The sequence below is a fragment of the Sphingomonas sp. Ant20 genome, assembly GCF_000783375.1.
Taxonomy (GTDB): Bacteria; Pseudomonadota; Alphaproteobacteria; order Sphingomonadales; family Sphingomonadaceae; genus Sphingomonas; species Sphingomonas aerolata.
This window is the reverse complement of sequence record NZ_JRVI01000067.1, coordinates 1-13986: the sequence shown is the minus strand read 5'-3', so window position 1 is coordinate 13986 and position 13986 is coordinate 1. Positions and strand designations below refer to the sequence as shown.

Here is a 13986-nt window from a genome sequence, read left to right as displayed (position 1 = left end):
CTGTGCAAGGCGTCGTCGCCGCGCGCAGGGCCGATCCCGGATAGCCGGCGGCCACGTCCGCCTCGATTGCGGCCAGTGCGGCGTCGGATGCGCTGTCGTCGGTAGCCTCGAGCAGCGCGCCGTCCGCGGGCGGAGAGAAGGCGAGCGCGACGACTGGGCCCGTCTGCCGCCAGCGCATCGTCCAGCCCGCCGCGGGACGGAGGACCAGGCTGTCGTCGTTCCAGCGCAGATCGCCGATAGCGTCGCCCGCCGCCTCACGGAACGCGGCAAGCCGTGCGGGCGCGATCGGTCGATCGAACCGCGCGACCAGTTCGCCGTCACGATCCTCGATCCGGACGACGGCGTCGTCGGGCCAAGCGAGCCGGGACTCGGACGTGACGATCCGGCCATCCGCGAAAACGGTCCGGGGTACGACCAGCACCGGCGCATCCGCGAGGCAGAGAAACAGGCTGATCATTGCACCAGCACCGTCCGCGCCCGGCCCGGCTGGCCCTGCGTGATCAGCAGCCGGGCGTGCAGCGCGGCAAGCGATCGGTCCTGCGGCGTTTCGGATCGCAGCGTCTCGACCAATCTTACCGCCTCGTCCCGCCGACCGAGCTTCTCGAGCACTTCCGCGCGCGCCCTGCTGTCGGCAGGCGTCTGGGCGAGCGCGCGTTCGAGCCAGGGGCGTGCCCCACGCGCCCCACCGATCCGCGCCTGCACGTCGGCCATCAAGCGCAGCGCGGACAGATCGGTCGGGGTGGTCGCGAGATGCGCGTCGAGCCATTGTACCGCGGCCTTCGCATCGCCCGCGTTCCACGCCACCCAGGCGAGGTCGAGCTGATCACGCGGCCCGGCGATCCCGCCAGCGACGCGGCGTTTCGTGATCGCCGCCGCCTGTGCCGGATCGATCCGCGCGGGCGCGCAGCGGACACGGCGCGGACCTGATCGGGGGATAGCGCGCGGCCGTCGAGCAACGCGGTCAGCACCGTCCGACCGGCGGCGTCGTTGCCCGCCGTGCGCGCCAGCGACAGTCGGATCAGCATCACGTCGGTCTCGTCCGCGAGCGGATGCCGGGACAGGAACGCCAGCGCAGCGCCCGGTTGATCGCGTTCGGCATAGCAGGCCAGCCAGCTGCGCTGCCGGGTCGCGCTGCCTTGCACGCTCTGCTGTTTCAGCCAGGCGAGATCGTCGGATCCGGGGCGCGGACCCATTAGGTACAGCAGGCGCTGCGCTGCCGGCGCAGTCGGTGCCAGCCCGGCCGCCGCACGCCGCAGCACCGCCGTCGCATCCCCGCGATACCCGGCCGCGACTAGGCGTTCCGCAATCTGCTCGAGCGGCGCACCGGATCCGGCCGCATGCGCCAGCAATTCGCTGCGCAGCCCGGCGCGGTCGCCGGCCTCGGTCAGGATTGCCTCGCGTGCCGCCTGACGCTGCTCGACCGGAAGATAGCCGGCTGCCCGCAAGCCTGCGGCGGTGTCTTTCGAACGCGCAGCCACCCGGATGGCGAGCCATGGGTCCGCGGCGCGCCAGTTCGCGGTCGTCGCGGTGTCAAGCAGCGCGATAAGGTCGCGCCGTCCGGCCTTGTCGGCACGACGCGCGAGATCGAGCGCCAGCGCGGTATCGGGCGGCGGGATGACGTGGTTCGCCGCGGCCACGATCACCAAGTCGGGCCGATCGATCGCATAGGCCGCCGCGACGATATCCGCAGCGGGCAGGGCGCCTCGCTTCTCCACCGCCCGCGCGACCAGCGCGGCAGCGTTCGCGGCGCGTCCGGTCCGGTGAAGAAGATCGATGCGGAGGCGCCACGTTGCTGCGGTCGCACCATCGGGCCGGGCCGCCAGATAATCGAGCGCAACCGCCGGTCGCTTCGCAGCGACCAGATCATAGGCGACCTGCAGCGTGGACACCGGCTGGCCCTCTGCGATCAGCCGCGTCGTGAGCGCGGCGAGCGTCGCTGCGTCCGCGGTCGCGATCTGCGCCGTGATCGACGGATGCGCAGGCGGCAGCACCGGTGATGCTGGCGCGGGCATCGAACTGCGCGCAGTCGAAAACGGCACCGGCTGCGCCCGACGAACGGCGGGGAGGATTTCACGCTCCTTCGGCAACAGCATCAACCCGCCCGCGAGCAGACCGATCCCGGTCAGCGCGGGCAGCAGGAGCGCAAGCCGTGCGCGGTCGCGGTCGATCCTCACCCCGCCGGCTCCGGCATGAGCTGGTCGAGCGCCAGGGTCGCGACATAGGGGCTGAACCCCGCCGCACGCTCTCGCGCATACAGCGCCGCGACCTGTTTCGTATCCGCCGGATCCCAGTAATCCAGCGTCATCAGCGCCAGCGCCGGGTTCCGCGCCTGTGCGGTGCGCAGGCGACCCGCTTGCCAGGCCCAGTCCGAATCGCTCAGCAACTCATAGTGTTTGGCCGCAAAATTCCACCGCGACGCCATCGCCTCGCCGAGCAGATAGTCGATCTTCGGCGCGACGTCGGGCAGCAGCGCATAGCCGCGGTTGAGCATGATGCGGATCTTGGGGAAGCGGGCGCGCACGGCGGCGATCAGCGATACGCCTGCCGCTACCATGCCCTTGTTGGCCACCGGATCCTGCTGTTCCATCGCCTCGGCATTATCCATCGTATCGATGAAGATTCCGTCATAGCCGAGCGCGAGGATCGCGGGGACGAGCCGGTCGACCACCGCTGCCCGCCACGCCGGATGACGCAGGTCGGCGAGCCGCGCGTCGGGCCAGTTGGGGTTGGCGGCCTTGAGCGCGCCGGCCTTGTCCAGCCCGGCGAAATAGGGTCGGTTGCGTTCGACTTCCCCGAAGCTGACATAGCCGAGCAGCGTGCTGCCCGGACCGCGAAGCGGCGCGATCGGCCGCGCATGATGCGGCTCGAGGACCAGCAGCGCGCAGCCGCGTGCCAGCACGGGATCAGTCGCGGCACCGTAATCGACGCCCCAGCGCACCGCAGCGTTCGCGGACGGTCCGGGCGCAGCGTCCGACTGGTGGCGGCCGCCCAATGCCCAGCCGGCCGCGCCGAGCGCGAGCAGCCTCTGGACTACCCCGCGGCGGCGCATATCCGTAAATCCCGTCACAACAGACGTCCTCCATGCCCCACGACGGAGGGATTGTTGCCGACGAACAGCAGATAGGTGAGGTTGACCGTGGCTTCAGCGACCAGCGCGAGGCCGACTGACGCCCCGACGACGGCGCCGGCCATATAGCCCCAGCCGAACGCGGCGAACCCCGTGTCCCATTGGAGAAGTGTCGCAAGTCCGCTGCCAATCGCGAAAGCGGTCCAGGTCACGAGGATCCGCCCGAACAGGTCATAATAGGCGAGCACGACCGTGGCCGCGATCACCACGAGGTGGAAGACGGTGCCGAGCGCGGTCTGGCGAAACGCGAAGACCGCGCGTGCGTCCGCGCCGATCAGCTCGAACAGCGGCACCGCGAACACCCAGCGAGCGCCGCGACGAGCGCCTGTACCAGCAGCATGATCCGCAGCCCGTCGAACATTGTCCGCGCGAGGTCGCTGCGCGCCTCCTCGATACGCTGCAGCGTCGAGGTGCCGGTACACCGGACGATCATGTCGCCGAATGCGCGATCGAACCGCGTCTCGGCGACGATCAGCAACAGCGTCAGGCCCGGCACCATCGTCAGCAGCCCCAGAAAACTGCCCTGATCGTTGATCGGGTTCAGGCGGAGCAGTCCGATCGCGCGAATGCTCTGCGGCCCCGTCCACAGGAGCCATTTGTCGACCCAGATCGCCGCGACTCCGGCAATGCCCGCCGCGGCAACGATAAGTGCGAGGCGTGGCGCCATCGCGTCCCGCGTCGGCAGGACGGGCGATGCGGAGAAATGTCGGCGGATCACCGCCATGATCGCGGCGAGCGTCAAGCCGACGCCCCCGGCAATGACCGCGAGAACGGTGGAGACGTCGGGCCTTGGCAGTAGCGCCAAGAGCAGCATCGCGACGCCGATGCCGAGCAGATAGGCGAGGGGTATCGCTCGGTACCGGCGCAGCGCGGTAAGCAGGGGCGCGGCGATCCAGACCTGCGTCAGCCAGGCAAGGATCAGCGTCGCAAGCGCGGCCTCGCCAATTGGAAGTCCGGCAAGGATCCCGAACACGATCGCCCCGATCGCCAGCGCGATCCCGCCGCCGGCCGCGAGCGCGACCAGCATGATGCCCGATACGCCGCTTGCGTCCCGCGCGAAGATCCGATCTGCGGCCATCCGTGTCGCGAGAATGCCGACCGGCGCCGCGGCGAGCGCCGACAGGCTGAACGCATAGACGAGGATCGTCTGGACGGTCCGCGCGCCGCGTGCGGCGAGATGCGTGCCCAACCAGTGGGTGAGCAACGCCATCGCGACCGCGGTGATCAACCACGGTCCCGCGCTGATCACCGCACCGAATGCAGCAGCGCCGACGATCCCGCCGACACCGCCCTCGCGCGCGGTTTTCGCTAACTGGAAGCCTATGCCCGCCATAACTTCGCCGGCCTATGGCGCAGCTTACATGAAGAAATCGTTCGCGGTCAGCACATGTTGACCGGCCAGCGCGATCGAAAAATCGGCGCCCGCACCGCTGTCGATATTGCCCTCGACCACGGTGAATTCCTTCCCGCCGATCATCTGGTAGCTGTAGCGCAACTGCCCCGGCGCGGTGAAGCGCGCGCTCGTGCCGATGAAGCTGAACGCCTGATCGCCGCGCGCGAACAGCGACGTGTTGGCGTCGATCATCGACAGGTCGATCTTGTCCTGCCCGACGGTGAAGTCGGTGATCACGTCACGCGACGCCGATGCGAGGCTGTCGCCCCTGGCCTCGAACCGGAAGATGTCCGCGCCGGCACCGCCGGTCATCATGTCCAAGTCGTCGCCACCGATCAGGATGTCGTTGCCGTCGCCGCCGCTCAGGATATCCCTGCCATTGCCGCCGATCAGCGTGTCGTTGCCCGCGCCGCCGTTGAGCGTGTCGTTGCCGAGCCCGCCAATGAGCCGGTCGTTGCCGCCAAGCCCGTTGAGCACGTCATTGCCCCAGCTGCCGTCGAGCACGTCCTGCTCGCCGGTGCCGTTGATCGTCTCGGAGAAAATCGTCCCGGTCTTCGTGATGCCGACCACGTCCGTCACGCCGATCGTCAGCGTCTGCGTATCGATCGCGCCGCGTGCGTCGGTCGCGACCACCGTCACGCCGTATATATTGTCGCGATTGGCATCGGTGGGCGCCTCGAAATCAGGGCCGGTGACGAACTTGAGCACACCCGTCGTCGCGTCGATCAAGAAATTCGCGCCGTCGCCGCCCGCACCGATCGAATATTTGATCGAATCGCCCCAGACGCTGTTCGCGTCGGTCGCGGTGATCGCCGTCAGTGCCGTGCCGTTCTCAGCGATCGACAGCGATCCCGTCGTGCCGCCCGCGAACGACGTCAGCACCGGATCGACATTGGCCTGATGACCGATCTTCACATCGTGAACGCCGATCGCGCCGAGGTCGATGGTCAGGATCTCGCCGATCTGGCTCGCGATCGTCCCGCCGCTCACCGTCGTCCAGTCGGTACCGGGCGCCTTCAGATCGACGGTGACCTTGCCCTCGCCCTCGACCGTGAACGCCAGGTCGCGTCCGTCGCCGCTCAGTGTCGTCAGCGTCGCGCGCATCGGCAGCGCGGTGATGTGGGTCACGTCGTCCGCCACCGCGCCCATCGTGATCGCATAGGTCCCGCCCGCCTTGGGCAGGAACACGGTGTCCGCGTCATAGGCGTACCAGTTGGCGACACCCTTGATCACTTGGCCGCTGCTCTGGCCGTCGACGTCGAGCGAGAAGCTGCCCGTCGTCGCGCCGACCGTCGCCGTGATCGTGTTGCCGACGACGGTCGAGGTGATCGTCGCATTCTGGAACGCGCTGACCCGGCCTGCCAGATCGGCAAGCGTCACGAACTCCACCCCCGCCGCCGCGGCCTGCGCGATGAAGGTGGTGAACATCTGCTTGGTGTACGGGCTGGTCGCGCCGTCGCTCGACCACATGGTCGGGCCGTAATCATGCCACGGCCATACCACGACCGGCGCATCGCCACCGGCGGTCAGCGCGGCGAATTCCTTGGCCCAGATGGCGGTGGCTTCGGCAACGGTCTTCTTCTGGAACTCGATCAGCGAGAAGTCGAACGACGTGTTCGGCGCGATATAAACCTTGTCGTCCGTGGCGTTCTGCGGCGTCATGTACCCGACCGCGTTGGGATAACCCGCACCGACGCCCGAATAGCCGCCGCTGAGATAGGTCACGTATTTCAGGATTTCCTGGCTCGTCGCGATCTGCTCAGGCGCACCCGGCACCGCGGCACCGCCGACCGTCACGGTCTTGCCGAGATACGCGCTCAGCTGCTTTTCCAGCTCGGCACGCGACTGGCCGAACTCGAACGCGATCTGCGCATCGGTCAGCAGATTGGTGTTCTCGGGATGCGTGTAGCTGTGCGAGCCGACCTCGTTGCCGGCATCGAGCAGTGCCTTGTAAACGGGCAGCGAGACCGCCCAGTCGGTCGACTGACCGTTCGCCGCATCGTTGCCGACATTGACGTAATAGCTGCCGACGAAATTATAGTCGGTCTTCCATTCGGTGAGAATCGGCAGCAGCTTGTCATAAATGCCGGGCGCGGTCCCCGCCGGATTGACCTCGTCGCGCTCCTGGCTCTGGTCCATGTCGACGCGCGACGCGAACAGGCCGCTCTGCCGCGTCATCTGCAATCCGACGGACAGCCCGTTGCCATGGACCGAATAATCGATCGCCTTCTGGAGCAGATTGTCGTCGGCCATCACCGCTTCGCTCGAGAACAGCACGTTGCGCCCGCCGGTCTGCGTCGCGATCGCCGCCGCATAGGTCTGGCCGTTGACCGTCTCGGTCGCGATCGTCGTGCCGGTTCCGCTGACGCTGGCGAACGCGTTCCAGCCGATGCCGGTATATTCCCGAATGACCTGCCCGTCGGCATAGCCGTCGAGCACCAGCTGTGATGCATCGCTCGCCTTCACGGTCACGTCTGCAGGGAAGCCGCCGGTCACGCGCGTCGCGTCGAACAAGAGCTTCATCCGCGAATAGGAGTCACCGGCCAGCGCGGCATTGTCCGCGCCGTTGGTCATGAACTCGCCCGCCGCGACCAGGCCGATGCCGAATTGCGTGGTCGCCTGTTCCAGCGTCTGCGCGATCTGGTCGGCCTTGCCCGCCTCGACGTTGCGGAACGACGGGAAGACGATCGTGTCGTATTTCGCGAGCGTCGCCAGGTTGGTGAGATCGCCCTCGGTCAGGATGTCGAACGGCACGCCCGCCTGCATCGCCTGGCTCTGTGCCGCCATGAACAGCTGCGAATACGCGGTCTTGCTGAAATAGGCGTTGGCGGTCGTATCGGACCACACGATCGCGATGCGGTGGGAGGGATCGGCGACGACGCCGGTGTCATTGAACACGGTGAACGCGGGGTTCGAATAGCTGCCGGGCAGGAACGCGGTGTCGTTGACGTCGTAGATCGTGTCGATCGCGTTCGGATTGCCGATCGCAGCCTTGGGGACCTTGAATTCGACGGTGGTGCGATCCGCCGACCACGCCGCCTGCAGGCCGCTGGCGATCAGCGTCTGCCCCGCCGCACCGCTATACAGCGAGACCGTGCCGTCGGCGGCGAAATTGACGTTGAATTCGGCACCGCCTGCGAACCCGAACACCTGATAGCCGGTGGCCGTGTTGCGATCGGTGTTGAGCCACGCGGTGGTGTTTGCGCCGATCGCGGTCGCGCGGTCATCGCAAAGGCAAAATCCGCGCCGTCGCTGCGGGCATAGATAGCATAGCCGGCACCGAGGCCACGGTCGATCCGGTCGCCTGCGGTCCAGTCGTTCAGCGTGCCATCAACGGTCACCGGAGTTGCGTTCGCCATTCTTTGTCCCCGCTTCGGTCTCGGGCTTCATGCGAGCGCCAGGCTGCTCGTCATCAAGCTCGAGCGTCAACTAGCGAAGACCGTCGGTATTTCGAACAACACAGATGAATGGTTAACGCCGAACTTGTATCACCATGGTACGCGATTACTGGTGGTATGCCCGGTCGCCAGGGCGGAGCGGTAATGCGGGCGAACCGGAAGAATGGCAAAGCGGTGTCAATGGTAACGAACATTGATCAGGTGCGCCTATCGGGTCGTTAACCCAGTTTAGTCGAGGTGAATTCAATTCGCTGCATGCGAATGACTGGCCACGCCTTGTTGGCCTTGTCCTTGGCCGGCGCGTAGCGATAATGCTTTATCATCGACGAACACGCGCCGGTATCGAATGGCGCAGAGCCGCTCGACGTTATAACCGAACAGCGTCGGATCGCGCCGTCTTCCCCGACCAGATAGGCCAGGGTGACAGCAACGGACTTCTGCCCCGCCGGCAGCTTCGCCACTTCCAGCACGATGTCTGCCGGCACCTTGGGTGTAGGGGTAGAAGCATCGAAGAAGAGCTCCATGTGCCACCGAACCCGCATTCGGTAGACACCGTACATGGGCGACCCGGTCTCGTCCGTAGCCGGCGCATATTTACCCCGCAGCACCCCGGCGGCACACGCCTTCAGGTCCAGATCCTTGGATCCGCTGGTCGAGACAACGCCGCACGTCTGAGGTTTTCCAGTCGGATCGATCAGGATCTCGACCACCGTGTAGCCGCTCTTGCCCGTACCGACTGCGCGCGAGACGTAATCGTCGGACGTGAGCATCTCACTCGCGTTGCGGACGATCACGGGCGTCAGCGTGCCCTGTCCCCCGAGAACGAGCATTACCAGCCAGAACATTCGCCTCTCCCCGTTGCGGATAGTGCTTCTTGGTAGCTGGAACCCCAGGCTGGTGACGCTCGTCTCGCGGGTAGGGTCGCCCACCAGACCCGATGCCCGCAGGTGATATTCTTCCCGGCATCGCACCCAATGGCGATCAGGGTTCTGGCAGCTGAAGCATAATCATCTGACCCTGCCGCGAGCCCGGGGCTCCGCCGGACGAACCGATCGCATTCAAAGGGGTGCCCGTCAGGCGCGGGCGGCATGGTGCGGCGTCCCGTAGCGGCGGAAGACATGGCTCTGTGCGACCCGAGACCGGCGGCTACAGACGCCCCGCTATTGGCGTTTAGGCCCAACGGCACGTCATGGAGCCGGATGACCGTGCGCCATCATGACGTCGAGCTTGCTCTTGGGCATATTGATCAAGAGCCCGTCCTTGTTCTTTGCAAAGGACGGAAAGTCCACCTCCACGCTCCCGATCGCACTCGACACCACTGCAAAGCCTTTACCGACGGCCTCGATCTTGCCGACGAGGAGTCCCTTTGCGTCATGAACTTCCAGCCCCTGAATGATGTCCTTGGGTCCGGCCGGGACCGGCCGCATCGTCAATCGATTGGCGTCGGTAACGCTGACTGCGAAATCCCGGAAATTTTGCTGACGGTTGAATTCCCCCGTACCGCTGTCGTTCGCCCCGACCCCCTGTGCCGAAGGAAATTGTTGTCCCTGGGCTCCGGTTGCCGATGCGAGAACGGATGCGATCATGCCAAGAAAAAGCCCCCGCATTTCATCCTCCCATTATCTTATGTCATCAGTTTATCCTTATTTCATACCGCGGACAATACATCGAGTCAGCTTGGTAGTAATATGCGTCAGGTAATTAAATACAAAACAACTGGCAAATTAACCTGGCAATCAACCATCGAAATAGAGTTGGGATGGCGAAGTATCTGATCTGGCAACCGAACCGGGAATTGCCGAGACGTTCTGGCAGCTGCCGACTTTTGACTTAGCGCCGGTGGCGGGAGAAGAACGCCCACATTGCCTCATTGTCGACGACCGACCAGCTATGCTGCCCGCCGCGCGTCACACGCGCCGCGACGCTCGTGCCGTGCTGACAGCGGGCATAGCCCTGTTCGTAAACCGTCGCGCCGAGGTTGCGGGCATAGGGATCCGAGCAGCCGTTCAGCACGGCCCAGCGTTGCAGCGCGGCGGCCTGTGAATATTGCCAATAGGGCGCGCCGCCGCCGGTGATGGGGTTGGTGGTGTCGGCATCGCCGGCGAAGGCGAGGAGGGGCAGCGGCGCTGTCGAGCGACACGTCGCGGGATCGGCGCGTGACACATCGGATGCGAGGGAGCGTCCGGCACGCAGTCCGACCACCGGCGCGATCGCGGCGAAACGTCGTGCGGCGACGCAGCCCAGCCAGGACGTCATCCGTCCACCACCCGACAAGCCGGTCGCGTACACCCGCGCGCCGTCGACGCAACCGGTTGCGACAAGCCGGTCGATCAGCCCCGACAGATACCGGACATCGTCGCGTGCATCGCGTGCGGGGATGCTGCCCGTGACGGTCGGGACGCCGGGGATGTTCCAGACAAAGCCGCGATCCGCGGCGATACCACCATTGGGCGCTGCGACGATGAAGCCGTGGCGATCCGCCGTCTCGGCGAGGTGGCTGTCGCGCAGCATCTCCGCCCCCGTGCCGGTGCTGCCGTGGAGCAGGATCACGAGCGGTACGGGCCCGGTCATGCCCGCCGCGGGAAGGTGAAGCATCGCGCGTTCAGGCAGGGCCTCGATGCTGCCAGGACGGCACTCGGCGCGCGCGACACCCGCAATGAAGCAGAGGCCGAAGGTAATAAGCAGACGAAAAACCACCATGTGTCCAATCTCCGACATCAGCCGTTCGCGCTGAAAAGTCCCTGTAATAGCAAGGGACGCGTGCCCGACGCGCATCACCTCCTGCGTCGTCGGTGGATCGAAACCCCAGCGCTAGGATTGCGGCAGGTTGGCGAGGCGGCGCTCCACGCCGTTCCAGAACCGCTCGAGCCGATCGAGCGCGTGTCGCTTGATACGGTTGACCTCGTCGTCGGACATGACCTGTACCCCGGTTGCCTGAAGGCTGCCGAAATCCTCCAACATGCGATGCGCCGTAGCCTGACAGGCCCTGACCGGATCAGCGTCGCTGGCGAGCAGCAAGGCATACAGGTTTTCCAGCACGAAGCCCTGTGCGGCCAGTGCGCCGGCCACGGCTTCGGCAAATTCATCGTTCACTGGGTATCTCCGTCCGCCGTGCCGCGGTGTGTAGCGAAGCGCTTGGCGTTCGGAAACGGCGCAGATCGAGTGTGTTGCAGCGATGACGTCGTCGTCACGACCGCCGCGGCGGAATGTGGGAAGTGGAGAAGGGCAGGGGGCTCCTGAACTCGGGCGTTCCGGTGACATCGCGCCGCTAATCATCACCCCCGCAGCTGACCAGCATCCGGCAGAGTGGCTCGACCGTGCGCACGACCCGCGCCACGGGTTCGTCGCAACCCCGCGCTACCCAGTCGCGCGCCACCGCGAGCAGCCCGTGCATGGCGCCGGCACGGCACAGCGGCTCGATCGAGCCGGGAACGTGGGTCGGCACCAGCGTGCCGGCGATCAGGTCGGCGAAGCTGGCCATCGAGCGTTCGAACAGTTCGTCGACCTGCGGGTCGATGCCGGACAATTCCGACAGGAAGACGCGCGCGCTGGCCGGCTCGTCGCGCAGCAGATCGTAATATGCGGTCAGCAGCGCGATCAGCCGATCCCCCGGCGTGCCTCCCGCCGCATCGGCGGCCGCGGCGACCCGCTGCGTCACGAACTGCGTGACCTCGCCGAACGTCGCGAGAAGCAGCGCGTCGCTATTGGCGAAGGCTTCGTAGAAGTAGCGCGGGGTCAGCCCGGCCGCGCGGCAGACCGCGGTCACCGTCGTATGACGATAGCCCTGCTCGCCATAGAGCGCGATCGCGGCGCGGATCAGCCGGCTGCGCCGCTCGACGCGGCGCTCGCTCGCCGATGCACCGCCATAGCGCCGTCCGTCCTGGCTTGCCGCCCCTGATTTCAAGTGATAACTCCTGTTTCCAGATAACGGCGATTGCTGTCGCATCCTTCTATCGGAGCACTCCGGCATGGCAATTGAGACTGCGTCCATCCCCTCCGGCTCGGGCACCGCGGAAGAGCTCGACATCGTGATCGTCGGTGCGGGTCTGTCGGGGATCGACGCGGGCTATCGCTTCCAGACCGAATGCCCGGGCAAGAGCTACGCGATCCTCGAGGCGCGCGATGCGATCGGCGGCACCTGGGACCTGTTCCGCTATCCCGGCATCCGCTCGGATTCGGACATGTATACGCTCGGCTTCCCCTTCCGCCCCTGGCCGAGCGACCAGGCGATCGCCGGCGGCGACGCGATTCGCGACTATATCGCCGCCACGGCGCGTGAATTCGGGATCGATGCACATATCCGCTTCGGCCGTCTTGTCGTTCGCGCCGCCTGGTCGTCCGCCGATGCGCGCTGGACGGTCGAGATCAAGCGGGATGGTGCCGCGTCGGAGCGGATCGTCTGCCGGTTCCTGTACATGGGCAGCGGCTATTATGATTATGCGCCGGCTTCACGCCGCCCTTCGAGGGTGTCGAGGACTACGCGGGGCAGCTCGTCCATCCGCAGCACTGGCCCGCCGACCTCGATTGGACCGGCAAGCGCGTGGTGGTGATCGGCAGCGGTGCGACCGCGGTGACGCTGGTGCCGTCGCTCGCCGAAAAGGCCGCGCACGTCACGATGCTGCAGCGCTCGCCGACCTATATCGTCTCGCGCCCGTCACAGGACGGCTTTGCGCGGTGGACGCACCGGGTGCTGCCCAAAAGCATTGCCGACAGCGCGACCAAATGGAAGAGCGTCGGACTCGGCATCGCCACCTACGCCTATGCGCGCAAGCGCCCCGATCACATGAAGGCGCTGATCCTGAAGGGCGTCCGCGCGCAGTTGCCCGAGAATTACGAGGTCGAGCGCGATTTCGAACCGCGCTACGATCCGTGGGACCAGCGTATCTGCCTCGTCCCCGATGCCGACCTGTTCGAGGCGATGCGCGGCGGCAAGGCGGAGATCGTGACCGATCACGTCGCCCGCTTCACACCGACCGGCATCGCGCTGCGATCGGGCCGCGAACTGCGCGCCGACATCGTCGTCACCGCCACGGGCCTCGTCCTGCGCCTGCTGGGCGGCGTCGAGCTCGTCGTCGACGGGCAGGTCGTGAACCCCGCCGACCGGCTGATCTACAAGGGTATGATGGTGAGCGACGTGCCGAACCTGGCGCTCGCCTTCGGCTATACCAATGCATCCTGGACGCTGAAATGCGATCTGTCGGCCCGCTACGCCTGCCGCCTGCTGCGCCACATGGACGCGAACGGCTATGATAGGTGCACGCCCACGCACGACGATCCGTCGGTGACACCCGAGCCGATGCTCGGCTTCACCTCGGGCTATGTCCAGCGCGCCAACGCCATCCTGCCACATCAGGGGTCCAAGGCGCCGTGGAAGGTGCACCAGAACTATGCGCTGGATCTTGCCGCGCTCAAATTCGGCAAACTGGAGGACGGAACGATGCGGTTCGACAAGGTGCGCGGTGCCGCCACTCCGGTGCCAGTCGAAACATCGCGCTCCGCCGTTTCGATCGGCGCGGTGACGGCCGCGGCGGCGATCGCAGCAGTCGGCGGTCTGGCGCTGTTCGCGAAGTTGAGCCAGCGGCGGACCGAGCGAATGATACCCGCCGACGGCGCCTTCATCGACGTCGATGGCCGCCGGATGCACTATCTCGACCGCGGCACCGGACCGACAATCGTGATGATCCATGGCCTTGCCGGGCAGATGCGCAACTTCAGCTATGCGCTGCTCGACCGCCTCGCGACCGAGTACCGCGTGATCCTGATCGACCGGCCCGGCTCCGGCTATTCGGCGCCCGGGGAAACGGCGAATATCCGCGCGCAAGCCGCCCAGATCGCGCGCTTCATCGCGGCGCTGGAGCTCGAGAAGCCGCTGGTTGTCGGCCATTCGCTTGGCGGCGCGGTGGCGCTCGCGCTGGCGATCGACCACCCGGAAGCGGTCGGTGGCTTGGCGCTGATCGCGCCGCTCACCCAGCCGCAGGACAGCGCGCCGAGCGCGTTCGCGGCGCTCGCGATCGTCTCTCCCGCCGCGCGCAAGGCGGTGGCCTGGGACGCCTCGGCCCGCACCCCGC

At 66.5% G+C, this 13986-nt stretch carries 13 protein-coding genes and 2 pseudogenes; 3 read left to right on the top strand and 12 right to left on the bottom strand.

Annotated features, from left to right (window positions below; translation table 11 throughout):
• From NI18_RS10920 to NI18_RS10875, 12 genes and pseudogenes are all read right to left on the bottom strand, one after another.
• Positions 1 to 457, bottom strand: a pseudogene (locus NI18_RS10920) (hypothetical protein); the annotation flags it as partial.
• Positions 454 to 711: a tetratricopeptide repeat protein gene (locus NI18_RS22340; protein ID WP_128082192.1), complete on the bottom strand. Its 258-nt coding sequence runs from the start codon at positions 709 to 711 to the stop codon at positions 454 to 456. The gene NI18_RS22340 and the pseudogene NI18_RS10920, both read right to left, overlap by 4 nt.
• Entirely contained in the window at positions 711 to 2174 is a 1464-nt protein-coding gene (locus tag NI18_RS10915; RefSeq protein WP_052149146.1) for a hypothetical protein, read from the bottom strand. The genes NI18_RS22340 and NI18_RS10915 overlap by 1 nt, the downstream gene beginning before the upstream one ends.
• Positions 2171 to 3067 (bottom strand): endo alpha-1,4 polygalactosaminidase, encoded by an 897-nt coding sequence (locus NI18_RS10910; RefSeq protein ID WP_306286374.1) that lies wholly within the window; start codon positions 3065 to 3067, stop codon positions 2171 to 2173. The genes NI18_RS10915 and NI18_RS10910 overlap by 4 nt, the downstream gene beginning before the upstream one ends.
• Positions 3064 to 3420, bottom strand: coding sequence for an exopolysaccharide Pel transporter PelG (gene pelG, locus NI18_RS22335; protein ID WP_157840521.1), 357 nt, complete (start codon positions 3418 to 3420; stop codon positions 3064 to 3066). The genes NI18_RS10910 and pelG (NI18_RS22335) overlap by 4 nt, the downstream gene beginning before the upstream one ends.
• Positions 3402 to 4460 (bottom strand): exopolysaccharide Pel transporter PelG, encoded by a 1059-nt coding sequence (gene pelG, locus NI18_RS10905; protein WP_052149143.1) that lies wholly within the window; start codon positions 4458 to 4460, stop codon positions 3402 to 3404. The genes pelG (NI18_RS22335) and pelG (NI18_RS10905) overlap by 19 nt, the downstream gene beginning before the upstream one ends.
• 24 nt (positions 4461 to 4484) lie before the next feature.
• Complete coding sequence (locus tag NI18_RS22330; RefSeq protein ID WP_306286373.1) at positions 4485 to 7670, bottom strand: M10 family metallopeptidase C-terminal domain-containing protein; 3186 nt, start codon at positions 7668 to 7670, stop codon at positions 4485 to 4487.
• A gap of 466 nt (positions 7671 to 8136) precedes the next feature.
• Positions 8137 to 8763 carry an energy transducer TonB gene (locus NI18_RS22325; RefSeq protein ID WP_128082190.1) on the bottom strand — a complete coding sequence of 209 codons (627 nt, stop codon included), beginning with the start codon at positions 8761 to 8763 and terminating at the stop codon, positions 8137 to 8139.
• Between the two features lie 342 nt (positions 8764 to 9105).
• Positions 9106 to 9525, bottom strand: coding sequence for a hypothetical protein (locus tag NI18_RS10890; protein ID WP_031439949.1), 420 nt, complete (start codon positions 9523 to 9525; stop codon positions 9106 to 9108).
• A gap of 223 nt (positions 9526 to 9748) precedes the next feature.
• Positions 9749 to 10618, bottom strand: coding sequence for a PHB depolymerase family esterase (locus NI18_RS10885; RefSeq protein ID WP_037529920.1), 870 nt, complete (start codon positions 10616 to 10618; stop codon positions 9749 to 9751).
• A gap of 111 nt (positions 10619 to 10729) precedes the next feature.
• A complete protein-coding gene (locus tag NI18_RS10880; RefSeq protein WP_031439951.1) occupies positions 10730 to 11011 on the bottom strand; it encodes a hypothetical protein in 282 nt (93 codons plus the stop codon).
• 175 nt (positions 11012 to 11186) lie between these two features.
• Complete coding sequence (locus tag NI18_RS10875; RefSeq protein ID WP_037529919.1) at positions 11187 to 11822, bottom strand: TetR/AcrR family transcriptional regulator; 636 nt, start codon at positions 11820 to 11822, stop codon at positions 11187 to 11189.
• Between the two features lie 64 nt (positions 11823 to 11886).
• On the opposite strand from NI18_RS10875, the gene NI18_RS28000 reads away from it, so the two are divergent.
• From NI18_RS28000 to NI18_RS27990, 3 genes and pseudogenes are all read left to right on the top strand, one after another.
• Positions 11887 to 12468 (top strand): NAD(P)/FAD-dependent oxidoreductase, encoded by a 582-nt coding sequence (locus tag NI18_RS28000; RefSeq protein ID WP_347574844.1) that lies wholly within the window; start codon positions 11887 to 11889, stop codon positions 12466 to 12468.
• Positions 12438 to 12530 (top strand): annotated as a pseudogene (locus tag NI18_RS27995) (hypothetical protein); the annotation flags it as partial. The gene NI18_RS28000 and the pseudogene NI18_RS27995, both read left to right, overlap by 31 nt.
• Positions 12531 to 12533: 3 nt before the next feature.
• Positions 12534 to 13986: alpha/beta fold hydrolase (locus tag NI18_RS27990; protein ID WP_347574845.1), on the top strand; the 1453-nt coding region annotated here is incomplete at its 3' end.

Coding starts and splice junctions, on each gene's coding strand:
- NI18_RS22340 (WP_128082192.1), bottom strand. CDS start 711: ATGGCCGACGTGCAGGCGCGGATCGGTGGGGCGCGTGGGGCACGCCCC.
- NI18_RS10885 (WP_037529920.1), bottom strand. CDS start 10,618: ATGGTGGTTTTTCGTCTGCTTATTACCTTCGGCCTCTGCTTCATTGCG.
- pelG (WP_052149143.1), bottom strand. CDS start 4,460: ATGGCGGGCATAGGCTTCCAGTTAGCGAAAACCGCGCGCGAGGGCGGT.
- NI18_RS22325 (WP_128082190.1), bottom strand. CDS start 8,763: ATGTTCTGGCTGGTAATGCTCGTTCTCGGGGGACAGGGCACGCTGACG.
- NI18_RS28000 (WP_347574844.1), top strand. CDS start 11,887: ATGGCAATTGAGACTGCGTCCATCCCCTCCGGCTCGGGCACCGCGGAA.
- NI18_RS10890 (WP_031439949.1), bottom strand. CDS start 9,525: ATGCGGGGGCTTTTTCTTGGCATGATCGCATCCGTTCTCGCATCGGCA.